24 protein-coding genes and 1 pseudogene are annotated in these 20,598 nt (G+C 39.9%); 16 read left to right on the top strand and 9 right to left on the bottom strand.

What is annotated here, in order from left to right; all coding sequences use genetic code 11:
• Nucleotides 1–14 precede the first annotated feature (14 nt).
• Together ACLFKQ_RS27725 and ACLFKQ_RS27730 are read left to right on the top strand one after the other, a co-directional pair.
• Nucleotides 15–365 (top strand): MbtH domain protein, encoded by a 351-nt coding sequence (locus ACLFKQ_RS27725; RefSeq protein ID WP_449002876.1) that lies wholly within the window; start codon nt 15–17, stop codon nt 363–365.
• Between the two features lie 69 nt (nt 366–434).
• Nucleotides 435–653 carry an MbtH family protein gene (locus ACLFKQ_RS27730; RefSeq protein WP_449002877.1) on the top strand — a complete coding sequence of 73 codons (219 nt, stop codon included), beginning with the start codon at nt 435–437 and terminating at the stop codon, nt 651–653.
• A 177-nt stretch (nt 654–830) separates the two neighbouring features.
• On the opposite strand, the pseudogene ACLFKQ_RS27735 reads toward ACLFKQ_RS27730, so the two are convergent.
• Nucleotides 831–1,250, bottom strand: a pseudogene (locus ACLFKQ_RS27735) (transposase); the annotation flags it as partial.
• Between the two features lie 335 nt (nt 1,251–1,585).
• Between ACLFKQ_RS27735 and ACLFKQ_RS27740 the strand changes: the two are divergent.
• Nucleotides 1,586–2,341, top strand: coding sequence for a thioesterase II family protein (locus ACLFKQ_RS27740; RefSeq protein WP_449002878.1), 756 nt, complete (start codon nt 1,586–1,588; stop codon nt 2,339–2,341).
• Nucleotides 2,342–2,590: 249 nt separating this feature from the next.
• On the opposite strand, the gene ACLFKQ_RS27745 is transcribed toward ACLFKQ_RS27740, so the two are convergent.
• Entirely contained in the window at nt 2,591–2,884 is a 294-nt protein-coding gene (locus tag ACLFKQ_RS27745) for a hypothetical protein (RefSeq protein WP_449002879.1), read from the bottom strand.
• A 54-nt stretch (nt 2,885–2,938) separates the two neighbouring features.
• Between ACLFKQ_RS27745 and ACLFKQ_RS27750 the strand changes: the two genes are divergently transcribed.
• On the top strand, nt 2,939–4,081 hold the full coding sequence (locus tag ACLFKQ_RS27750; RefSeq protein WP_448998311.1) for an IS4 family transposase: 1,143 nt from the start codon (nt 2,939–2,941) through the stop codon (nt 4,079–4,081).
• Nucleotides 4,082–4,097: 16 nt separating this feature from the next.
• On the opposite strand, the gene ACLFKQ_RS27755 is transcribed toward ACLFKQ_RS27750, so the two are convergent.
• The gene (locus ACLFKQ_RS27755) at nt 4,098–5,012 is read right to left on the bottom strand and encodes an IS4 family transposase (protein WP_449002880.1); all 915 of its coding nucleotides are present in this window, start codon (nt 5,010–5,012) and stop codon (nt 4,098–4,100) included.
• A gap of 92 nt (nt 5,013–5,104) precedes the next feature.
• On the opposite strand from ACLFKQ_RS27755, the gene ACLFKQ_RS27760 reads away from it, so the two are divergent.
• From ACLFKQ_RS27760 to ACLFKQ_RS27770, 3 genes are all read left to right on the top strand, one after another.
• Nucleotides 5,105–7,159 carry an acylase gene (locus ACLFKQ_RS27760; RefSeq protein ID WP_449002881.1) on the top strand — a complete coding sequence of 685 codons (2,055 nt, stop codon included), beginning with the start codon at nt 5,105–5,107 and terminating at the stop codon, nt 7,157–7,159.
• 57 nt (nt 7,160–7,216) lie between these two features.
• Nucleotides 7,217–7,612: a transposase gene (locus ACLFKQ_RS27765; protein ID WP_449001707.1), complete on the top strand. Its 396-nt coding sequence runs from the start codon at nt 7,217–7,219 to the stop codon at nt 7,610–7,612.
• Between the two features lie 82 nt (nt 7,613–7,694).
• On the top strand, nt 7,695–9,245 hold the full coding sequence (locus ACLFKQ_RS27770) for a transposase (protein ID WP_449002882.1): 1,551 nt from the start codon (nt 7,695–7,697) through the stop codon (nt 9,243–9,245).
• A gap of 444 nt (nt 9,246–9,689) precedes the next feature.
• Here ACLFKQ_RS27770 and ACLFKQ_RS27775 read toward each other — a convergent pair whose 3' ends face one another.
• Genes ACLFKQ_RS27775 through ACLFKQ_RS27785 form a run of 3 tightly spaced genes read right to left on the bottom strand, consistent with a single transcriptional unit; the run spans nt 9,690 to nt 12,048 of the window.
• Complete coding sequence (locus ACLFKQ_RS27775) at nt 9,690–10,796, bottom strand: tyrosine-type recombinase/integrase (RefSeq protein WP_449002883.1); 1,107 nt, start codon at nt 10,794–10,796, stop codon at nt 9,690–9,692.
• Nucleotides 10,793–11,410, bottom strand: coding sequence for an RES family NAD+ phosphorylase (locus tag ACLFKQ_RS27780; protein ID WP_449002884.1), 618 nt, complete (start codon nt 11,408–11,410; stop codon nt 10,793–10,795). Before ACLFKQ_RS27780 ends, ACLFKQ_RS27775 begins: the two co-directional genes overlap by 4 nt.
• Nucleotides 11,410–12,048: a hypothetical protein gene (locus ACLFKQ_RS27785; RefSeq protein ID WP_449002885.1), complete on the bottom strand. Its 639-nt coding sequence runs from the start codon at nt 12,046–12,048 to the stop codon at nt 11,410–11,412. The genes ACLFKQ_RS27780 and ACLFKQ_RS27785 overlap by 1 nt, the downstream gene beginning before the upstream one ends.
• Before the next feature lie 262 nt (nt 12,049–12,310).
• Here ACLFKQ_RS27785 and ACLFKQ_RS27790 point away from each other — a divergent pair, with 262 nt between their 5' ends.
• Entirely contained in the window at nt 12,311–12,535 is a 225-nt protein-coding gene (locus ACLFKQ_RS27790; protein ID WP_449002886.1) for an AbrB/MazE/SpoVT family DNA-binding domain-containing protein, read from the top strand.
• Nucleotides 12,532–12,894 (top strand): type II toxin-antitoxin system death-on-curing family toxin, encoded by a 363-nt coding sequence (locus tag ACLFKQ_RS27795; RefSeq protein WP_449002887.1) that lies wholly within the window; start codon nt 12,532–12,534, stop codon nt 12,892–12,894. Before ACLFKQ_RS27790 ends, ACLFKQ_RS27795 begins: the two co-directional genes overlap by 4 nt.
• 101 nt (nt 12,895–12,995) lie before the next feature.
• Here ACLFKQ_RS27795 and ACLFKQ_RS27800 read toward each other — a convergent pair whose 3' ends face one another.
• Nucleotides 12,996–13,199 (bottom strand): cold-shock protein, encoded by a 204-nt coding sequence (locus ACLFKQ_RS27800; protein ID WP_449002888.1) that lies wholly within the window; start codon nt 13,197–13,199, stop codon nt 12,996–12,998.
• A gap of 129 nt (nt 13,200–13,328) precedes the next feature.
• Between ACLFKQ_RS27800 and ACLFKQ_RS27805 the strand changes: the two genes are divergently transcribed.
• Nucleotides 13,329–13,799, top strand: coding sequence for a hypothetical protein (locus ACLFKQ_RS27805; protein WP_449002889.1), 471 nt, complete (start codon nt 13,329–13,331; stop codon nt 13,797–13,799).
• Between the two features lie 25 nt (nt 13,800–13,824).
• Nucleotides 13,825–14,421: a hypothetical protein gene (locus ACLFKQ_RS27810; protein ID WP_449002890.1), complete on the top strand. Its 597-nt coding sequence runs from the start codon at nt 13,825–13,827 to the stop codon at nt 14,419–14,421.
• An 11-nt stretch (nt 14,422–14,432) separates the two neighbouring features.
• Here the strand turns inward: ACLFKQ_RS27810 and ACLFKQ_RS27815 are convergent, their stop codons facing one another.
• The gene (locus tag ACLFKQ_RS27815) at nt 14,433–14,681 is read right to left on the bottom strand and encodes a WGR domain-containing protein (RefSeq protein WP_449002891.1); all 249 of its coding nucleotides are present in this window, start codon (nt 14,679–14,681) and stop codon (nt 14,433–14,435) included.
• 134 nt (nt 14,682–14,815) lie between these two features.
• Here ACLFKQ_RS27815 and ACLFKQ_RS27820 point away from each other — a divergent pair, with 134 nt between their 5' ends.
• The 5 genes from ACLFKQ_RS27820 to ACLFKQ_RS27840 all read left to right on the top strand — a co-directional run bounded on the left by ACLFKQ_RS27820 (nt 14,816) and on the right by ACLFKQ_RS27840 (nt 19,435).
• Entirely contained in the window at nt 14,816–15,532 is a 717-nt protein-coding gene (locus tag ACLFKQ_RS27820; RefSeq protein ID WP_449002892.1) for a hypothetical protein, read from the top strand.
• Nucleotides 15,533–15,664: 132 nt separating this feature from the next.
• Nucleotides 15,665–16,396 carry a hypothetical protein gene (locus ACLFKQ_RS27825; protein WP_449002893.1) on the top strand — a complete coding sequence of 244 codons (732 nt, stop codon included), beginning with the start codon at nt 15,665–15,667 and terminating at the stop codon, nt 16,394–16,396.
• 183 nt (nt 16,397–16,579) lie between these two features.
• Nucleotides 16,580–17,452 (top strand): ParA family protein, encoded by an 873-nt coding sequence (locus ACLFKQ_RS27830; protein ID WP_449002894.1) that lies wholly within the window; start codon nt 16,580–16,582, stop codon nt 17,450–17,452.
• Between the two features lie 8 nt (nt 17,453–17,460).
• The gene (locus ACLFKQ_RS27835; RefSeq protein ID WP_449002895.1) at nt 17,461–18,519 is read left to right on the top strand and encodes a ParB/RepB/Spo0J family partition protein; all 1,059 of its coding nucleotides are present in this window, start codon (nt 17,461–17,463) and stop codon (nt 18,517–18,519) included.
• A 232-nt stretch (nt 18,520–18,751) separates the two neighbouring features.
• On the top strand, nt 18,752–19,435 hold the full coding sequence (locus tag ACLFKQ_RS27840) for a ThiF family adenylyltransferase (RefSeq protein WP_449002914.1): 684 nt from the start codon (nt 18,752–18,754) through the stop codon (nt 19,433–19,435).
• On the opposite strand, the gene ACLFKQ_RS27845 is transcribed toward ACLFKQ_RS27840, so the two are convergent.
• Complete coding sequence (locus ACLFKQ_RS27845) at nt 19,328–20,593, bottom strand: IS701 family transposase (protein ID WP_448999339.1); 1,266 nt, start codon at nt 20,591–20,593, stop codon at nt 19,328–19,330. The genes ACLFKQ_RS27840 and ACLFKQ_RS27845 overlap by 108 nt on opposite strands.
• Nucleotides 20,594–20,598 lie beyond the last annotated feature (5 nt).

Here is a 20,598-nt window from a genome sequence, read left to right on the forward strand (position 1 = left end):
GAAATAAATTACTCATGAATGAATTAGTACAAAGATTAGCCACAGGAAACCATCCCGTTGAAGCCAGTTTAAAACCCAATAAAACAGCCCAGGCTTTAAAAGAAAGTATCGATCGCGGTTACGTCCATATTAAATTTACCAATACTCAAGGAGGAACCGAACTCGGTGTCAGACTCGATCCCGAAGCATCTAATTTACAAGAGGCTGATTTTGAAAGTCAAACAGGAAAAGTTTGTTTAGTAGGCAATCTAACACTCAATTATGAAAAAGTTCGCTGTATTGCCGATCTCGATCTTAAATCTTTAGCAGGTCAAGGACATCTCGAATCGATTGAAGAAGTAACCCCAGCAGCGAGTAATAATTAATTGCTTTTTGGATAACTCAAAACTGTCAAGCTTTCAAACTACAACTAATTAACAAAATAGGAGAAAATCATGTATCAAGACGATAAAGAAGATAACAGAACTTATAAGGTTGTAGTCAATCATGAAGAACAATATTCGATATGGCTGGCTGACAAAGAAAATCCTTTAGGTTGGAAAGATGTAGGTAAAAGTGGTTTAAAACAAGAATGTTTAGACTATATCAAAGAAGTTTGGACGGACATGAGACCACTTAGTTTGAGAAAGAAAATGGCTGAAATGGTTGAGTAACTGATGTTACGCGCTCATCGATCTGTGGAGATTGGGGAAAGGTTAAAGCGATTGTCTTGAATGTCAAGTTTAATTTGTCATAATGGGCGATCGCTAGCTAAATAATTCAGCTATGCTGATGAGTCACCACAATGACAAAATTTTGTGACTTTGAAAACTCAAGTATGATTGGGAGAGCTAGCTGACGGTTTGAGATTGCCAAGATTGATTGTTCTTCATCATGGCATTTAAAACAACTAGAAGCTTGTGCATACAGGCTGTTATGGCACGGGGCTTACAAGCTCTTGAAGTAAATTCAAGAGACAGCCCCTCAACTTTTTTGAGTTTACCTTGTTGAATTAGACGCTCATAAAAAGTTTTAATAGGGGGATTAAAACGAATTGCTACCAAAGCTGCCATATAAAGCACACAACGAATCTTAGCCCTTCCGCCCCAAATTCTTCGTTTGCCACGAAATTTGCCGCTATCTTTATTCAAAGGAGCAACACCAACTAAATAAGAAATTGAGTTATGGGAAATTTTACCTAATTCTGGTAAAGATGAAATAAGAGTTACAGCTACGACTTCCCCAATTCCAGGTACGCTAGCTAACAAATCTAGTTGAGGAGAGAGAAATTGTAGTGACCCAGCTTTAACACGGTTTTAATTAACCAAGGGTAAGACGGTCTACTACTTTCTCTAAACTATCAGGATTCAAGATCCTAAATTCAAGATACAAGGGTAAGGGGAAAAGGCTTGTTATACAAAGCATTAACCTTTTCCCTTTCCCCTTTTCCTAACTCTACTAAGTCTCTTGTTAATGCACGAGAATTAGTATAATTTCCTATCTTCTACAGGTTGCAGTATGCGGATGGGGGTACAAACTCTCATCCGAACAAGTTTCCTTCTGCCTTCTATCGAGCGATGTTAATTTAATATGTGGTTTGAATATTATGACCTTTACAGAGACCACTAACCCATGGATTAATTACGTAAAACCAAATCCTTCGGCTTCTTTGCGCTTGTTTTGCTTTCCTTACGCAGGTGGTAATTCATATATTTATCGTCCGTGGCTCGATCGCCTGCCTAAAACCATCGAAATTTGCCCGATAGAACTACCTGGACGGGGATTTCAACTTAAATCTACTCCTCTTAGACAGATCGAGCCACTAGTAAAAGCGATCGCCACGGCGATTCTACCTTATTTAGATAAACCTTTTGCCTTCTTCGGTCACAGTATGGGAGGTTTAGTTAGCTTTGAGTTAGCTCATTTTATTCGTCGTGAATATAATTTAGAACCAGTTCATTTATTTATATCTGGTCGTCGCGCGCCTCAAACCAAAGATGAAAAGCCACCAATTCATAGTCTTCCTCAAGCAGAATTTATCCAAGAACTACGCCAACTAAAAGGTACTCCCGAAGCAGTATTAAACAATAATGAACTAATGGAATTGCTCGTACCAATTTTACGGGCAGATTTTGCTGTGTTAGAAAATTATCACTATACTCCTGAAGCCCTCTTAAATTGTCCGATTTCGGTTTTTGGCGGACTACAAGATCGAGAAGTTCAACTAGAACAACTCGAAGCCTGGAGAGAACAAACTGTAGGTTCTTTTTCTCTCAAGATGCTAACTGGAGATCATTTCTTTATCCATTCATCTCAGTCTTTACTTCCCGAATTGATTAAACAGATAGCTATTTACAGTTAGCTCGTAGCTAAAAGCTACGTAGTTCATAGCTTGTTGACCCAAGGGTTTAAGCTCCCTCTTCTATCTTTGAGAGATGAAGAGATTGATTAGTAGTCTCAATTCTTTAAGCAAAAATTTTATAAGTAACAGTTTATGTGCAGCAGAGTTTCAATTAAATCTCTCAAACCAGTTTTATTTCTTATTGGTTTACTTATAGCTTTATTTATTGGGCAAACAAGTATACACAGTACTGAAGGGGTGACAAGGGAGCTAGAAAGATTGCTGGATAATAAACATAGCTCGTAGACCCCTCTGGTAAAAAGGCAGCTTATTGAGATTGAGCCACATCAATTTGTTTATCCATTCCTTCATCAAGGTAAATGAAACCAGCCAGCTACTACCATATAAACCAAGCCAAAAGTAGCTGTTGCGAGTCAAAGATTGTTTAATTTTTCGATGGCGACCGATGTATTTAGACTGACCTCGAAGGCTAAGAGTATGTCCTTTGAACCTGACGGGGTGACAACCCTGTGAGAAGTCAGACAGTGTAGGGAACAGAGACAACCTATGGTAAAAAAGATTCGGTCAGTTATTGAGAATCCGACCGAACCCTAAAAAATGTTAAACCAATTGTACCGCAATCATCTTTCACGTTATCTGAGTGATGACCAACTAATTACTTTGGAAGTGCTGGTATACCTTATCCAGACCTACAAACAAGTAAAGATAGAAAGACTAGCTGCATACTTCCCTTTACCAATTAAATATGAGAGCCGTCGTCGCCGAATCCAAAGGTTTTTGAAGTCCTCAGCTTTATCAGTTTCGTTAGTCTGGTTTCCCATAGTCAAAGAAGTAGTTCAAAAGAAATTCTTGCCAGACCAGACAATTTATCTAGTCTTAGATAGAACTCAATGGCAAGATAAAAATCTGTTCATGGTTGGAGTAGTGATGGCGAAAAGAGCTTTGCCTATATACTGGCAGTTTCTAGAGAAGAAAGGAGCCAGTAACTTCGCTCAACAAAAAGCCATATTACGTCCAGTATTGAAGCTGTTTAAACAACACCAAATCGTTATTTTAGGAGACAGAGAATTCCAGAGTGTTGAACTAGCTAAGTGGCTGACCCAGCAGCAGGTCTACTTTGTGCTTCGACAGAGAAAGAGTACGAAGATAATGGTAACTCAATTAGGTTTTACTCCCTTAAAAGACCTAGACGTTAATCCAGGAGACCAACGGTTTTATCAAGAAACTAAAGTCACTCAACTGCATCAAGTTTCGGGGATTTATTTAGGGGTCTATTGGCGACGTATTTACCGAGGCATGGGGGCAAAGGAACCCTGGTATCTGCTGACAAATTTACCCAATTTACCTGAAGCTGTCAAAGCCTATAAAAAGCGCGTAGGGATTGAGGCGATGTTTAAAGATTGCAAGTCAGGTGGCTACAATCTCGAGGGGTCGCAAGCTCAGATTGAACGCCTTACTCGTCTAGTTTTGCTCATCGCCATTGCTTACACTCACTCGGTGTTCAAAGGACATACTCTTAGCCTTCGAGGTCAGTCTAAATACATCGGTCGCCATCGAAAAATTAAACAATCTTTGACTCGCAACAGCTACTTTTGGCTTGGTTTATATGGTAGTAGCTGGCTGGTTTCATTTACCTTGATGAAGGAATGGATAAACAAATTGATGTGGCTCAATCTCAATAAGCTGCCTTTTTACCAGAGGGGTCTACGAGCTATGTTTATTATCCAGCAATCTTTCTAGCTCCCTTGTCACCCCTTCAGCCTTTGAACACCGAGTGAGTGTAAGCAATGGCGATGAGCAAAACTAGACGAGTAAGGCGTTCAATCTGAGCTTGCGACCCCTCGAGATTGTAGCCACCTGACTTGCAATCTTTAAACATCGCCTCAATCCCTACGCGCTTTTTATAGGCTTTGACAGCTTCAGGTAAATTGGGTAAATTTGTCAGCAGATACCAGGGTTCCTTTGCCCCCATGCCTCGGTAAATACGTCGCCAATAGACCCCTAAATAAATCCCCGAAACTTGATGCAGTTGAGTGACTTTAGTTTCTTGATAAAACCGTTGGTCTCCTGGATTAACGTCTAGGTCTTTTAAGGGAGTAAAACCTAATTGAGTTACCATTATCTTCGTACTCTTTCTCTGTCGAAGCACAAAGTAGACCTGCTGCTGGGTCAGCCACTTAGCTAGTTCAACACTCTGGAATTCTCTGTCTCCTAAAATAACGATTTGGTGTTGTTTAAACAGCTTCAATACTGGACGTAATATGGCTTTTTGTTGAGCGAAGTTACTGGCTCCTTTCTTCTCTAGAAACTGCCAGTATATAGGCAAAGCTCTTTTCGCCATCACTACTCCAACCATGAACAGATTTTTATCTTGCCATTGAGTTCTATCTAAGACTAGATAAATTGTCTGGTCTGGCAAGAATTTCTTTTGAACTACTTCTTTGACTATGGGAAACCAGACTAACGAAACTGATAAAGCTGAGGACTTCAAAAACCTTTGGATTCGGCGACGACGGCTCTCATATTTAATTGGTAAAGGGAAGTATGCAGCTAGTCTTTCTATCTTTACTTGTTTGTAGGTCTGGATAAGGTATACCAGCACTTCCAAAGTAATTAGTTGGTCATCACTCAGATAACGTGAAAGATGATTGCGGTACAATTGGTTTAACATTTTTTAGGGTTCGGTCGGATTCTCAATAACTGACCGAATCTTTTTTACCATAGGTTGTCTCTGTTCCCTACACTGTCTGACTTCTCACAGGGTTGTCACCCCGTCAGATACACAGTACCTCAAAAAATACCGAAATACTCTGGGATGACTACGGCATACCTCATGTTTATGGAGTCGATGCTAAAGGTGCATTTAAAGCCTTTGGTTGGGCGCAAGCGCAGAGTCACGGCGATCTTATTTTGCGTCTTTACGGTCAGGCTAGAGGCAGGGCTGCCGAATATTGGGGAGAAAACTATCTAGAATCAGATAAGTGGGTAGTTACAATGGGCATTCCCGAACGGGCAAAAACATGGTACGAACAGCAAAATGTTGCTTTTCGTGGTTATTTAGATGTCTTTGCTGCTGGTATTAATGAATATGCCCAGGAACATCCCGAATTAATTGACGATGAAGTTGAAGTAGTCTTACCCATAACAGGAGAAGATGTTATCGCTCACGTCCAACGAGTAATTAATTTTACCTTCATAACAGATTCAGAAACCGTTTCCAACTTAGGTAATGAACTAGAACAACCACAACAATCTAAAGGTTCTAATGGTTGGGCGATCGCCCCTAGTCGTTCTGCGAGCGGTAATGCGATGCTACTAGCTAACCCCCATTTACCTTGGTCGGATTTATTCCTCTGGTACGAAGCACAAATTACCGCACCTGGAATCGATGCCTATGGTGCGACCCTAGTAGGCGTTCCCGTTCTGGCGATCGCTTTTAACAATAATTTGGGTTGGACGCACACGGTTAATACTTTTGATGGTTGGGATCTCTATGAATTAAGCCTTTCTGGTGAAGGATATCTATTTGATGGTGAAGTACACGACTTCGAGAGGCAAACTACCGAAATCCAGGTAAAACAAGAAGATGGCACGATGCGATCGCAAGAACTTACCAGACAAAATTCGATTCATGGACCACTAGTTAAACAGAAAGAGGGTAAAGCCTTAGCCCTAAGAGTTGTCGGTTTAGATCGTCCTAGAGTATTAGAACAATGGTGGGATATGGCAAAAGCCAAGAACTTCCAACAGTTTGAAAAGGTACTGCAACGCCTACAACTGTCGATGTTTACCATCATGTATGCTGACCGCGAGGGGCATATTATGCACTTGTTTAATGGACAGGTTCCGATTCGCGATCGGGGAGATTTTGCTTACTGGCGAGGCATTATTCCTGGAGATACTTCCGATACTTTATGGACAAAGATCCACCCCTATCGAGACCTACCCCGTATTGCCGATCCGACCAGTGGTTGGTTACAAAACGCCAACGATCCCCCCTGGACAACTACTTTTCCCAGGGCGATCGCTCCAGAAAACTATCCTCCTTACATCGCACCCCAATTTATGGACTTTCGACCGCAAAGTTCTGCTCTGATGCTTGCAGAAGATAGTAAAATTTCTCTAGAAGAAATGATTGCCTATAAACACTCAACTCGCATGGAAACGGCTGACCGTCTCCTGGACGATTTACTACCTGCATTGCGACAAGAAGGTAGTCCTCTAGCTTTAAAAGTAGCTGATGTACTAAGTAAATGGGATCGTCAAGCTAATGCTAATAGCAAAGGAGCAGTATTATTCGCTGCTTGGTTAGAAGAAAGCGACTTCGACACCTTGTTTAGTCAGCCCTGGCAAGAAAGCTCTCCTCTAAATACTCCCGATGGTTTAGCCAATCCCCAACAAGCTGTCGCAACACTTTTAGCTGTAGCTACAAAGATCGAACAAGATTACGGCGCGATCAATGTTCCCTGGGGTGAAGTATTTCGTTTGCAACATAGCCATGTCGATTTACCTGCAAATGGCGGTCCGGGAGAGCTTGGTATTTTTCGGGTGGTTGATTTTATCCCCCAGTCAAACTCCCAACGTTATCAGGCATTTAACGGTGATTCTTACGTCGCTGCCGTTGAGTTCTCTCAACCAGTTAAGGCTATGGCACTCACTACTTATGGCAATGCTACTCAACCAAACTCTACTCCTTCTGTAGAGCAATTAAAATTATTTGCTCAAAAACAGTTACGTCCCGTCTGGCATTTACGTCAAGATGTGGAAGCTCATTTAATTGAAAGTAAAGTCTTTCAAAAGAACTTAGCGTTAAAGTGAATATTGCTGCCAATCTCAACGATGAAGATTAGGTTCTGTTGACGTAAAGAGGCAAAGATGAGAAAGTACCTGAAGTTGCTGATTTTAGTCAAAAAATTCTTCATGAAATCTCGTGTTAAGTTGGACGATTCTGCTTGGCAGCAAATTTTCGTTGTTCTGAGCCACCAACAAGACATCCGTATCAAAGACCCCAAAGCTTGTCGTCGTTTTCTGAATGCGGTTCTCTGGATTACTCGCACAGGTGCTCAATGGCGTGAATTACCCAAACGTTTTGGCAACTGGAACAGCCTCTACAAACGATATCGGCGTTGGTGTCAGAAGGGAGTTTGGCATCGTCTCTTGCAAGAAATGTCCCACTCTGCTGACTTAGAAAGTTTAATTCCCGATAGCACCATGATTCGTGCTCATCCCTGTGCAGCAGGAGCAAAAGGGGGTCAGAAAAACACTCTTTAGGAGGTTCTTGTGGCGGATTTAGTACCAAGTTACATGGCGTTGAGCCGAGATAAAGGTAATCCTAAAATTTCTTGAAGTTGAAATGAAAACAATTGAATTCAAGCTATATTTAAACGCTCGACAGCAATCGCAAATTGACAATTGGCTAGAAATACTCAAAGTTGTTTGGAATCGAGCCTTAGCAATTTTAGAATGGAAGCAGTGGAGAGATCGCTATCAGAAGTGTATGAGTGTTCCTGACACTTGGGGGTTTGAGGTGCAACCCACTGCTATTAACTGCTACAAGCTGGGGAAAGATTATATTCTTTATACACCTATCGCAGCAGATTTTAGACTAAATAAATCCAAAGGCTGGGAAGTTGAGGGTAATACAGAAACACGATATTCGATCGATCTCGTAAAGTCTCACTGGATAAAAGAGCCTTTAATCTCGCGTTACTCGGCGATTGATCTGCAAAAACCGTTTGCACAAAAACGCTATCCGTGGCTAAAAGAACAAGATATACCAATGATTTTAGTTAATGACTACCTTGGTTTGGTAGTGATGGAAGCCTGGAAGTGCTACCAGCAGGGTAAAGCTCGAAAGCCAAAATATAAGAAGTACCAAGACAAGATTCGTACTTTAGCCTCCGAATCTTTTCGCGCTCAGGGAAGATGTGACTGGGAAAACAATCGAGTTAAACTTCCTAAATTAGGCTGGCTAAAAGTTAAAGGATTAAGCACTCGCATTACTCCTGGCGCAGATATTTCAACCTTTAAAATTGTTCGCAAAGCTTCTGGATACTATTTACAGCTAGGTTGGGTAGATGCGCCTCCCAGAAAAAAAAGAGCTAGACAAGTAGCGGGAAACCTAGAATTATCGTTGAGTCAGTACAAAGATAAAGGACAAAACTTTAGTACCCCCATTCCTTCTTATCTAGAAAAATCTTTCAAAAAATTATCCCAAGAACAACAAAAACTATCTCGCTGTCAATACGGCTCGAACCGTTGGCAGAAACAAAGCCAAAAAGTCAGTCAAATTCATGAGAAAATTAAAGCTCAAAGAGAGAGCTGGCAACACTGGCACTCTTCCAGAATTACAGATATCTATAGCGATCTCGCGATCTCCATAGTCCAAAACCTAAAAACAGTACCCAAACCAGACCCCAAACTCAATCGACAAACATCTCAAACCTACGACCCTAACGGAGCAGAAAAAATAGCCGAAATTAACCGCCATAAGTCCGACTCGGCTTTAGGAAACTTCAAAGTCAAAATCAAACAAAAATTGGTCGAAGGTGGTAATATTACAGAAACAAGCATCTCTGATAAGAAAAAAGCTAAACTCGCTAAGCAGACGAATAAAACTCAAGAAACAGCGGAGAGAGTCGGTCTTGCGAGTCAGTCAGCCCTAAAAAATAGTGCTTTGCATATTGCGGGAATCCCCCCCGCTATAGGAACGGTCGAGCGCAGTGGTTGCTCAAATCAGCTATCGCTCAAAGAAGAGATACCTGTAAATTTCCAGAACTTTGAAAAATCAATAGGTAAGCAGCTCTCACGAAACTCTAAAGGCAGAAAAAGCAAGCGGTCTTTGAACAAAAAGCGGAAACGTTTGCAAGATAGTTTAGAAGCTAACTTGGAGCAAAAGTTTTAAATACCAGCGTGCGAGACTGCTTTAACGATAATGGAGTATGGAACTGCTCAAAAAATTACTGTCGAACAGAGAACAATAAGTACGAGACTTCTTTTTAAAAAAAAGACAAAGTAATCTCGCACGATTGGTTAATTTAGTAGTAATGTAAGTTTTTACAGTGACAGCTAGAACAAAAAATCAAAATAGTACTCTTGTTCGGAAGAGGAACGGAATAATCCGAAAGCTCAGGTAACTGAGAAGTGAACACGTTCACACCTGACGGGCGAATCCGTCACATACTTCCTTCAATTTCTAAAACAGCAGTTTTTTCCGCTAATTTACCTAAACGCGATCGCCCAATCCAAATTTACCAATCTTCACCCTAAAGTACAAATTACCTACTCATTTTTATCAAAGATAATTACCATTACCAGTGTTTGACTAAAGTTAAACGAAAAAAGTAAATTAAGACAGATCGAACTTTTCTTCAATACTAACTCCTGGGTTATGTTCCCAGCGATCGCCTACATGGGCATAGATAGATGTAGTCCTGGGATCGGCGTGTCCTAGTAAATCTTGTACCTGTCTTAAATCCGCACCAGTTCTCAGTGCCAACGTACCAGCAGTATGTCTGAGACTGTGTGCCGTGAGAGTTCTACCAGGAGTATGTTTGAGGTTGGTAGCTACTAAAGTCTGATCGCAGATCTCCCTAATGCTGCGTCTAGATAATCTCCATCCTTTATTGTTGTTACTAAGCGAGACAAAAACATAATCTGTTGGTTTGATTTTTCGCCTCAAAACTTTCCTCCTCATCTGGAGATATTCATCTAGTTGGGTAGCTAAGTTCTCGGTCAGAGGAACAATTCTGCTAGCTCGTTTGGCAGATACCTGTAGTCCAGTTTTTATGCCCTGCCTGACAATATCTGCTACCTTTAGTTGGTGCATTTCTACCGTCCTGCAACCTTCCAAACTCATAATGCCAATTAGAGCGCGATCGCGCAACAAGCTTAGTTTGTCTTTATTCGTCTTAGCTCGCTCTAATTGAGATTGAAGATAGTCGAGTAGATATTTCAATTCCTCTGCCTCCAAAAAGGTAATCCGAGCGGCAGGATCTTTTCTATCTTTGGGAGCTTTAACTTTAGCTACGGGATTATTAGTAATTAATCCATGAGCTTGTGCTGCTTTGTAGAAGATTCTAATAATGTTAAGCTTGGTAGCGATCGTCGAGTTAGCGTATCCAGAGTTAACTAAATGTTGTCGGTATTCCCTGATATCTTCTGGTTCTGCCTCGGTGGGCGAGAGTAAATTATCTCGGCACCACTTCAAATACTGTGTGGTTTGGGACAGGTAGTTACGAATCGTATCGGAGGACGCTGCACCATCTCCTACTTCCATCATTAGGAATCGGGCAAAAATATCCTCTAGGTTAGTGGTTGAGGACAAGACTGACGGGGAAACCCCGTCAGCTTGATATGTCCGTTCCGTTTCGGGGACAACTATCGCTGGTTTTATCGATTGAAGCTCTTGTTTACTTTTTCTTTCTTCTGCTACGGGAACAATCTCAATTTTCATTTGACCAATAATCCGTGAACTTCAGCAATTTCTAAGATTGGAGCTACTAAATCTGGATGGTTTAGGTTTAATACTTCTACCCTTGCCGATTCAATTTTTACTTTTGCTCGTTCGTAAAGCATTATGGCATCCTCTCCGTTATGCGCCCCCGAAAATATTAATCCTTCAATTTCATCATATAGTTCGGGATGTTCGTAAAAATATTTTCCCCATGCTTGCGAAATATCTCTTTGGGTAATACTTGAAATAGCAGCTACAGTACCCGCTTCCATCGCTCCCGAACCTCTTATGTCCAGAAGTTTTATGTTGTTTGTCAGAGTCAAAAAAGCTATCTGCTGTGGTTCGATTGCGATCACCCCACCATCACCAAATATTTCTACCAGACAACAAGATAAAGTCCGTCCCGCATAAATAACACTTCTATCTCGATCGATCTTGTTAGAGTATTTTCGATGATGGTCGAATCTACTAATTGGTCCATAGTTTCTAAAGCTTATTGCAGTAGCACCGTATCGTGTCGGGTCGAATATCCTAATTAGTACCTCTCCACTTTTCAAAGTTACGTGAGTCGGACTAATCCCGCCTATTGGTGGAGGCATACGAACCACAACCATTACCAGCCCACACCTACTGCTCTTGCTTCAACTACTACCGCCTCTATTTCTCCCTGTTTTAGCATCTCAACTGGAGTCTTACCGTTCATAGCTAAATGAGGCTTACAGAACCAATTGAGTTTGGTAAAGTCAGAAACATCTAATGCTGCTAAGACTTCGGTCAAACCATCGATTACTCCGTCATCCCCTTCGGGATCGAATTGCCAAAGCGGATACTTATAAACCCCTTTGTCCTTGATTCCCAGTATTTTATTAGCCAATCTGCGATCGCGAACTGTCGATCTATTCTCACAGCCTAATAGCTCTGCTACTTTGGAAGACGTTATACTGTCAGCTAAAAGTTCTCGACGACGCTGATAGTAACGCTCTAAGTTGCCAAGCTGTAGCTCTAATAATCTACTCGGATTAGGTTCGACAAAATCCTTCCCTGCAATTTTTTTGGCTAGTTCTCTTTCTTGGGGAGAAACTACTTTAGGTGAAAGCGACTGCTGAATGCGGATCAAGTCTTCTGGTTCTGCTACCTCAAACAAGTTTTCTAGCTGTTTGAGTATTACCGTCACTGCCTCCTGCTTCGACTTGGGTATCTCTATCTTTTGAGTAATAGTGTTTTTCATCACCTCTGTTCCCCCTAAATTCATACCTCAATTATAGTTTATGTATGAGATGTATGTTTATTTGTTATTAACAATATGAAATGTTGTTTAACCCCCGATAAGTGTCCTAATCAGAAGTTGAAAGAAACATTAGAATAGCTGTAAATTCTACTAAATATAGCTTACAGGTAAATATAGTTTTTACGCTTTTAATTTGATACGCAATTGATACGCTATTATTCAACTTCTTACCAAAAAAAATATGTTATTATAATGATCGTTATAATAAGCGAGTTACTTCTATATCATGTATACGCTCAAATTAACGACGGTAGGTTCCTCAACAGGGGTAGTAATTCCTGTAGAAATGCTTCATAGTATGAAGTTAGAGAAAGGAGACTCTCTGTACGCAGTTGAGACACCTGAAGGATACGTGCTGAGTCCTTATAATCCAGAAGTAGAGAATCAGATAAAACAGGGTCGCGCTTTTATCAAGCAGAATCGAGAAGTTTTCAAAGCTTTAGCTGAGTGAGTGAGCCCATCTGGATCGATGCAAATGCGTTGCGTTTGTTACATAGAGAAACTCTAGCAGAATTCGGGGGACTTTCAGGGATGAGAGATGAAGGTTTATTCTTGTCTGCTTTAGCTCGTCCGCGAAATCTTTTTGTTTATGGAGAGGTGACAAATATTTCTCGGCTGGCTGCGGTATATGCTTATGGCATTGCCAAAAATCACCCTTTCAATGATGGCAACAAACGCGCTGCTTTTTTGGCTATTGGTATGTTCTTGGCGATTAATGGTTTCTTATTAAAAGTAGAGCCAACAGAAGCAGTAAACACCATGATAGCTTTAGCTGCGGGAGAGCTAGCAGAATTAGAGCTTGCCAGTTAGATTGAAAAATTTATCGTTAAAGCTTGAGTGTAATACAGTAAAGCCTGTTCGATCGAAACTAACATCAAACAGACTTCACTATATCAAATTCGCCAGCCAAATTAATTTGGAATAACGTTTACCGCACAAGGTCCTTTCCTGCCTTGTCCGACTTCGTATTTCACTTTCTGTCCTTCATTGAGAGTAGTATTGCGTTCGCCTTGAATTTCAGAGGCATGGACAAAAAGATCTTTGCCTCCGTCATCTTGAAGTATAAAACCAAAGCCTTTTTCGTTATTAAAGTACTTTACAGTACCAGTACTCATACAATTTTCTCTTTGCTAAATAAATAATCCAGTCGCTTGAAGTGTATCGTAAAAATAACCAACATGTTTTTTCAAAATGGTCAAACAAGGTAAATTTCTTAACTTTAAAGATATTATTGAACCTGATTAATGGGCAGAAAAGCTAATCCTAAATGTGTATACTGTGCCAAAAATTACCGCCGTGAAGATGAGGCCAAAGAAAAAAACGCTGAATGTTACGTCGAACATAACTGTCGTGTCAAACGCTATCGGCTGAGAAACAAGAGCCAGGTAAACGCCAAACGTCGCTCAGACGCTGCTAGGAAAAGAGGTATCGAAACGATTGAGCCAATACTACCCGAAGCCTATCGAGCCGAACTAGGAATATATGGCAAAGAAAACCAGTACGTTCACGCGATCGCGCTTCATATTTACCAGGGTAATAAGCTATCACATCAAATGCTACCCCAGCACGTCTGCGGATTGAGACAACCTGAATTAGAAGAATATATCCAAAAACTACTGGCTTATCTGGAAACCGAGTACGGGATCGATTGCTTTGGACTGATTTATTGGCTCAATCCTATTGATTGTCCCGAATGCAAAACCAATGTTATGTAGCAACGAGAATTTGAATTGAAGTATTGTGAACTACTCATTTGGCAGTATCATTCAACAAGTTAACCAAATCGATCGAGCTGGGTTGAGAGATGAAATCAAACTACGGCGAGCGGGTGAGTTGTTTTACCAGGGTAGTCTGAGTATTCTGGCACGAGTAGAGGCAGCTTTAGAAGATTCTCGACAACCAAAAATAGATCTAACCGACACCGAAATAGATAGTAGCTTTAGTCTATTTTTAGCTTCTTTGACACAACAAAGCATTAACACTAATTTCCTAAAGAAATATCTCCAACCCCCAGTCAGAGCAGAATACCAACGCGAATCGTCGGTCGCAATTCAAGCTCTAACATCTGGCGAAGCAATAGAAAAATATAGTAAGGAGCGAATAAGTTCGGAAGTTAGTTCCCTAGCTTATGACGAAAATATCAATGCCTGGATAGACAAAGTATTAGGATGTCTGAAAAATAATCCTCAAGTTAACACCTTGGCTCAGATTGTCAGAGCGACCGATTTATCTACGGCACAGGTTTTTATTGCTTTGTTATTTGGTAATTTTGAACTCGTACCATCGGAAGATTTTTACGAAGGCTTTGACATTAGAGTAAGGTCGACAACCTGTTAGTTATTTTTGATTTAGGCAGATATAACATCATAGCCTCTTGACAAACGACGTTTTTCAGCCTTGTAGTAAAGCTCTACTCCCGTCTCGTAATTAGGACATGCAGTAGAGATTGAGCGACCAAAATCTCTCTTTGTTGCCGAACCCCAGGTCTTTCTAAGTAGCCAATTTCCCCATAAGTCTTGACATAGTTCGATGATGTAGAATCTTGTGTCCTTTTGCCAAGAGGAATACAGATACTTTTCTAATTGATAGCTCAACACGGTAATTATTTGAATAATCTAGCTTATCGATATTAATACGACTGCATTTATCGCTTCATCAGATCTTTACTTTTTTTAAGATTTTTAAAAGCTAACGCCCAGGTGCGGACACAACTTTTTAATCGCTGAAGAGAATGAATGTAAATACTCAAACCTCAGAAATTACTACCGTCGAACAAGCGCTCGCTTTTCTCAGTCAATGTTATGATATTTCGGGAATTAGCAATGCGATTAAATATCTAGAACAGAGAGCATTAAGATATCAATTGCTATTTCCTTACAGCTATTATTTTCCCCAGCAATATAGTCAAAGCAAAGCTTCAGTTTATCCCAACTTGGAAGAAAATGAAGAATGGCTGAAGTATACCGAGCGAGAACTGGAATTTCTCCAGCACATCAATGATAATTTGTTTCCTTTAGGTTATTTAGACTACCTATTAGAAGAACAAACGTACCTTATCGAGCCGAGTCGAATTCTTATAACTCCTCTAGGAATGGAGCAGCTAGAAGATTATGAAATGTCTTACTGCGATCTGTCACTAGGTGATAAAGCTTTATTACCCATGTCTATCCTTGGCAGAGAAAACCTTGAGCATTGGCAAAATCATCTCGGTGCAGATTGTTACAGCGAATGGTTTAATGCCGAGTTTCCCTCTATGCCATTAATGAATGAGATCGCTCATCCTAATAGTATTAACTATAAAAAGTTGAGACGTTTATGCTTCAAAGCTGGTGCGCCTGTTTGCTATTTACCCATAACTCTCAAGTTACTAGAGCAAAATATGAACAATATTTGGCTCGATGAGGATGGAGGGTGGACACAGGGTAGGTCAGGAACGACCATTAATTAATTGGTCGATAGCAAATATTAACTACCTCCATAGAGAGCATTTAAAAGCTCAGAGAATTTTAGAAGTGGTCGGTTCTCTTATCGACTGGCTAGAAAACGATTTAACTACCAATTTTTTATACCTTGTCAAATTATGGAATCAATGCACGACTCGCCAATAATATCTGGGGACACTCTCAGTGAAATTATTTCTCAATGCTTGAGAAATTTAGAGCATTTAGATGCCGAACTCTTATTTGTCGATCGCAATTATATTCTTCATTACTTAGAAGGCGATCGGCATATTTACAAAAGCTTGACTTCAGATGTTTTACGCAATGCTTTTGCTAATGAGCCAACTGATACGGGATGGTTGCCTGAAAACGTTGTTCGGCATGGCAGTAGTGTACTGGAAGACTGGATTGTCAGTTTCTATCCCCAACGGCGATACGATTTACAGATACAGGACGAACAATTACACGTACCCCTACCGAGTTTCATTTTTGTCGGAATTTCCACAAGCTATTTTGTTTGGGCAATCAAGAAGGCGAAGTTTAACGCACGATCTTTTATCTATCACGCACCTCTCCCCAATGTAATGAATGACGGAAGAATTTGCTGGGGCAACCTTCATCTGCACCCAGCCAGTCTATCGAACATAGAGTCAACTTGGCAAAAATTTATTGGCAGTGTATTTAACCAAGATTATACCCAGGCGAAATCGCTAAAGTTTAACAGCATTATCGAGCGCTTGAAGCTTCTACATCGAAGAAGCAGAGTTTCTGCTCGCTGTCGGTATCCTGTTTCTGACCTAGTTCCAATTCACAAAAACTTAAATGTTAACAAAGCGGTAGAGACAGTTTTGAATAATAGAGAGTATAGTTAATACTGTCTCAATCTATTTCGGGCAGATTTAGTGCAGATCTCTGTAAGTACAGTTTAAGTTCGAGCTATGGATTTTGAGACAAACAGGAGACTCTAAAATATTCCTTTTATTTTAAAGGGGTATACCCTAACGTTAGGGTACAAAAAAAGATAGAAAAAAAGGCAATTGTTATAGTTAGGCTTAATGAAAGAAAAATTTATAATCACTAGTCTATCTTCAACGGGAACTGGAAAGACAACGCTTATGGTGCATCTAGCGTATTTGCTAGCTCAAAGCGGTTTATCTGTAGCTTTAATCGAACTTGACAATAGAAATTCTTTACACGATTGTTGTGGCTTACCCAAGCCTACTGCTGAATCTAGTACCGCTTCAATTCTCGCTGATGGCTTTGACGGGAACTATCCATTTTTACCATTGTGGTCGGACACCTTGAAGAATAAAGCCGTTGTATGTCAGGCTGAGAGAAATTCTTTAGAGTCGGTATCTAGACAGTTAACAGGCGATCCATTTGGAATGTTTCGTTTGCGAGAATGTTTGTCGCAATTTTCTTTACCTCATGATGTCATCTTAATTGATGCTCCAGGTCAGCAAGGTCAATTATCCTTAATGGCACTATGTGCAGCAACGCATTTAATCATTTGTGCTGAAATGACCCAGAAATGTATCTCTGACATTAACGCACTGTTTGAATGGTTATACAAATACAAAACCTATCTCAAATCATCACCAGAAATACTTGGCATATTACCAAGTAGATACGATCACAACGCAGCCATTCAGCGTAATACTCTAAATCAGTTTCCCTCATTCGCTGAAAAATTTAATACATTATGTTTCAGTCCTATTCGCCAATCCTCAAGATTTTTCAATGCTTATGCGATGGGTCTACCTATTTTTTTAGATTCACCAGGCTCGACACCCTGCTATGACTTTACCGAAGATGGTCATCTGTTCAAAAACATGAATCAATCCAAACTAAAGGGGCTCGATGGAAAAATGCTGCAAAAGCTACCAGCGATCGCACCTTATGTCATTAATACTATAAAAAATCAGTAGAGACAAACATGGCTAAAAGACAAATTAATTTGGAAGAGTCCTTTGGAAGTGCCCTGCAAGCTAAAGAAATACCTCTTCTCCAACAAGAAAATGAAAAACTCAAACAGCAGTTAGAGCAAGCTTATCGACAAAAAGGAATTGAAGATGTTCCTTTAACCCAAATAAATCCTAACCCCAGGCAACCTCGAAGTTCTTTTTACGTGGTCGAAGAACGTAAAGTAAGCATGGCTAAAGTGGGTCAGAAAGAGCCTATTGTGCTAGTAGAACCACCAAACATTGACGGCTATCTAATTTTTGATGGTGAATGTCGTTATTCAGCAGCTAAACAGTTAGGCTGGTCTACAATTAAAGCAATAATTATTGATTACAACGAAGAAACCTTTGATGATGATGTTTTTATTGCTGCAATCAGTAAGTCGAACATTAATACTCTCGACTTGGCTAACTCTTTGATCGGAAGGATTGAAGCTAAAACTGAAGGTTTAAGCAAGGAAAAAATTCCTACTATTCTCAATACTGCGGTCGTTCGACTTAAACGTCAGGGTAAGCAAAAAGCTCTAGGGGCAATACTCAAAAATGAGCAAAATGTCCCACAGCAGCTTGAAGAATTGGGTTTATCCGAATCAGAAAGAATCACCTGTCAAATTATCTTTGACTATGGATTTAACCCTCTTTCTGTCAATCAAAATTATTTTCCCATGTTAAAAATAGCAGATGATATTAAAGAAGCTATACGAAATCGGGGTTTAAAAGATGCGTTGGCAAAAGCGGTCGATAAAATAAAAGCAAAGAAACTAAACATAGCCGAACAAAAGGCTCGGAAGATACGACGTAAATTAATTGATGAAATTCTCAAGCAAGAGCTTTCTCTAAGTCAAACTAACAAGAAAATTAAAGAAATTATTGCTCAATATCAACCAAGCCATCCTAAATTGCCAGGACTAACTAAAGAAGTTGAAAAATGTATTAAATCTCTAGAAAGCATACAAATATCCAATCTAGATGAATTCAATCGACAAAATTTGATTGATATTATGCAAAAAAGTTTGGCGCAACTACAACAATAAAAAGAAAAAAATCTCTGTTTTTTTCTTTCGATCGAATAGTTTGCTTTGCCCTATCGGGAATTGGTTTAGAAGCAGTTTTTGAGGTATCGATGTCCCAACATGGATCTTTTTCTAAGGCTTCAATTAAACTTTTAAACCATTTATGACATTTACTCATATGCCCCTCGATTACTCCATTCTTCAGGCTAAAGCGGTCGTACTTCCTTGATACGAACGGCTAGAATTTTATCTTATTGGATGTGGTGGTACTGGTAGTTGGCTCGCCCTCAGTCTCTGTCGGCTGGCTAGAACTCTAAACGAACAAGGCAAAACTACGACCTTAATATTTATCGATCCCGATATCGTAGAGCAGAAAAATGTCCTGCGCCAGAATTTCTGTGATGCTGAAATTAGGTTAAATAAAGCTCAGACTCTAGCATTGAGATACAGTCTCAGTTGGGGTGTTCAAATTGAAGCTTTACCAGCTTTATTTAACCCAGAAATAGTTGCCAGAGACTATTATCAGAGAGAACACAAGCTCAAAATTATAATTGGCTGTGTCGATAATGCGATCGCTCGTCAATCGATTGCTGATGCTCTATCTCAATATCAATCTTGGCACACCAGAGATGTCGCCACAGAACTTTGGTGGCTTGATTGTGGTAATCACTCTAATAGCGGACAGATATTAATCGGTTCTCATCTATCAACAGAGATCGATGTATACAAATTCCACGAGTTGGGTTGTATTAAATTGCCCGCACCTTGTCTACAGCACCCTGAATTATTAAAACCAAAACCAGAAGAGCTAGCGGTACTTAAACAAAAATCAAGCCCAAACAAAGCCCAAACTAGCTTTATAAGCTACGAATACGTCGCGATTTTGGTTCAACCATTGGACAAAACGATAAGATATACCTGTACGAAAAGCTTCTAATGCTTCAGGAAATGTCTCCAAAGGTTTGTTCGCCCAACGTCTTCTTAAACCTCCAGTAAGCTTATGCCAAAGGATAAAAGTATAGGCACAAAAAACTAGAATAAAATGTCTTTCCAAACTCTTCTTATCTCTAACTTGATACTCTTTTAATCCTAACCATCCCTTGGCTTCTCGATAGAAAACTTCTATCCAGTTTCTCTGAGCATAAGTTTGAACTATCCATTGCTCGGTTACTATTTCTCCCTCAACATTTGTGAGTAAGTAGTCAATATCTTCAGCATCTTCAAAGATTGGTGCACTCATGACGATAGCTATTTTTCTGATTCCTTCTAGCCTTGATATTTCTGCTTCTATTATTGCTACCCAGACGGTTCTAGGTTTTTCACCCTGGATTTGAATCTCCTTAAATTCCTCATCAGATAACCATTGAGCATATTCATCTACTCTGATTTTTTCTAATTGATTTGATGGAGTTTTAACCAAAATATTACGATTTTTAGCGATTCCTCCTATATACTTTAATTTCTTTTTTTCCAGTTCGAGTAAAACAGTTGTGTTGTTACCATAGGACGAATCTATTAATACTAGTCCTGGTCGATATCCCCTCTTCAAACTTTTATCGATTAATTCTAAGGCTAAGGTGGGTTTTTTCTTGAATTCTCTGTCTTTCTTTCCTTCGGGCAACGAATTACCATGTTGATATAGTTCTATGTCTAAAGGTAAGCTTTTTTGGCCATCATATAGATGAGTTGTTACTACAACATTGCCATTATCTGTTTTCCCAATTTCCCCAATATATTGACGACCTACTGCTGCGGTAAAGTTACCACTTTTTCTATGCCCAGAGTCATCAACAATTAGACTAAATCCCTTACTGATTCTCGTTTGATTACACTTGTTCATCACTTCTAAGCGACGTTCATTTATCTTGTTCGCTGACCAAGTTGCTTCAGTTAAGAAATGGTGTAATTTGTGGTATGTGACCTCTACTGCGTCTTTAGCCATTTGAGATACATTTTTTCGCTCACTTTCCCCTAATAATCCTCCTAAATAATGTCTGAATTCCCTTTTTTGCGCTTTAGTTCTCAGTAAATCATCAAACTTTTGACACCATCTATCGAAACAGGGAGGCATGGCTGCGGGAGTAGTTTCTTTCATAAAGT

The organism is Myxosarcina sp. GI1(2024), from assembly GCF_053543375.1.

Excerpts from the sequence above, each read along its gene's own strand:
- ACLFKQ_RS27845 (WP_448999339.1), bottom strand. The coding sequence starts at position 20,593 with ATGAAAGAAACTACTCCCGCAGCCATGCCTCCCTGTTTCGATAGATGG.
- ACLFKQ_RS27820 (WP_449002892.1), top strand. The coding sequence starts at position 14,816 with ATGAATGTAAATACTCAAACCTCAGAAATTACTACCGTCGAACAAGCG.
- ACLFKQ_RS27740 (WP_449002878.1), top strand. The coding sequence starts at position 1,586 with ATGACCTTTACAGAGACCACTAACCCATGGATTAATTACGTAAAACCA.
- ACLFKQ_RS27780 (WP_449002884.1), bottom strand. The coding sequence starts at position 11,410 with ATGGTTGTGGTTCGTATGCCTCCACCAATAGGCGGGATTAGTCCGACT.
- ACLFKQ_RS27725 (WP_449002876.1), top strand. The coding sequence starts at position 15 with ATGAATGAATTAGTACAAAGATTAGCCACAGGAAACCATCCCGTTGAA.
- ACLFKQ_RS27830 (WP_449002894.1), top strand. The coding sequence starts at position 16,580 with ATGAAAGAAAAATTTATAATCACTAGTCTATCTTCAACGGGAACTGGA.
- ACLFKQ_RS27750 (WP_448998311.1), top strand. The coding sequence starts at position 2,939 with ATGTTAAACCAATTGTACCGCAATCATCTTTCACGTTATCTGAGTGAT.
- ACLFKQ_RS27730 (WP_449002877.1), top strand. The coding sequence starts at position 435 with ATGTATCAAGACGATAAAGAAGATAACAGAACTTATAAGGTTGTAGTC.
- ACLFKQ_RS27755 (WP_449002880.1), bottom strand. The coding sequence starts at position 5,012 with ATGTTAAACCAATTGTACCGCAATCATCTTTCACGTTATCTGAGTGAT.
- ACLFKQ_RS27765 (WP_449001707.1), top strand. The coding sequence starts at position 7,217 with ATGAGAAAGTACCTGAAGTTGCTGATTTTAGTCAAAAAATTCTTCATG.
- ACLFKQ_RS27770 (WP_449002882.1), top strand. The coding sequence starts at position 7,695 with ATGAAAACAATTGAATTCAAGCTATATTTAAACGCTCGACAGCAATCG.
- ACLFKQ_RS27825 (WP_449002893.1), top strand. The coding sequence starts at position 15,665 with ATGGAATCAATGCACGACTCGCCAATAATATCTGGGGACACTCTCAGT.
- ACLFKQ_RS27775 (WP_449002883.1), bottom strand. The coding sequence starts at position 10,796 with ATGAAAATTGAGATTGTTCCCGTAGCAGAAGAAAGAAAAAGTAAACAA.
- ACLFKQ_RS27785 (WP_449002885.1), bottom strand. The coding sequence starts at position 12,048 with ATGAATTTAGGGGGAACAGAGGTGATGAAAAACACTATTACTCAAAAG.
- ACLFKQ_RS27805 (WP_449002889.1), top strand. The coding sequence starts at position 13,329 with ATGGGCAGAAAAGCTAATCCTAAATGTGTATACTGTGCCAAAAATTAC.
- ACLFKQ_RS27800 (WP_449002888.1), bottom strand. The coding sequence starts at position 13,199 with ATGAGTACTGGTACTGTAAAGTACTTTAATAACGAAAAAGGCTTTGGT.
- ACLFKQ_RS27790 (WP_449002886.1), top strand. The coding sequence starts at position 12,311 with ATGTATACGCTCAAATTAACGACGGTAGGTTCCTCAACAGGGGTAGTA.
- ACLFKQ_RS27835 (WP_449002895.1), top strand. The coding sequence starts at position 17,461 with ATGGCTAAAAGACAAATTAATTTGGAAGAGTCCTTTGGAAGTGCCCTG.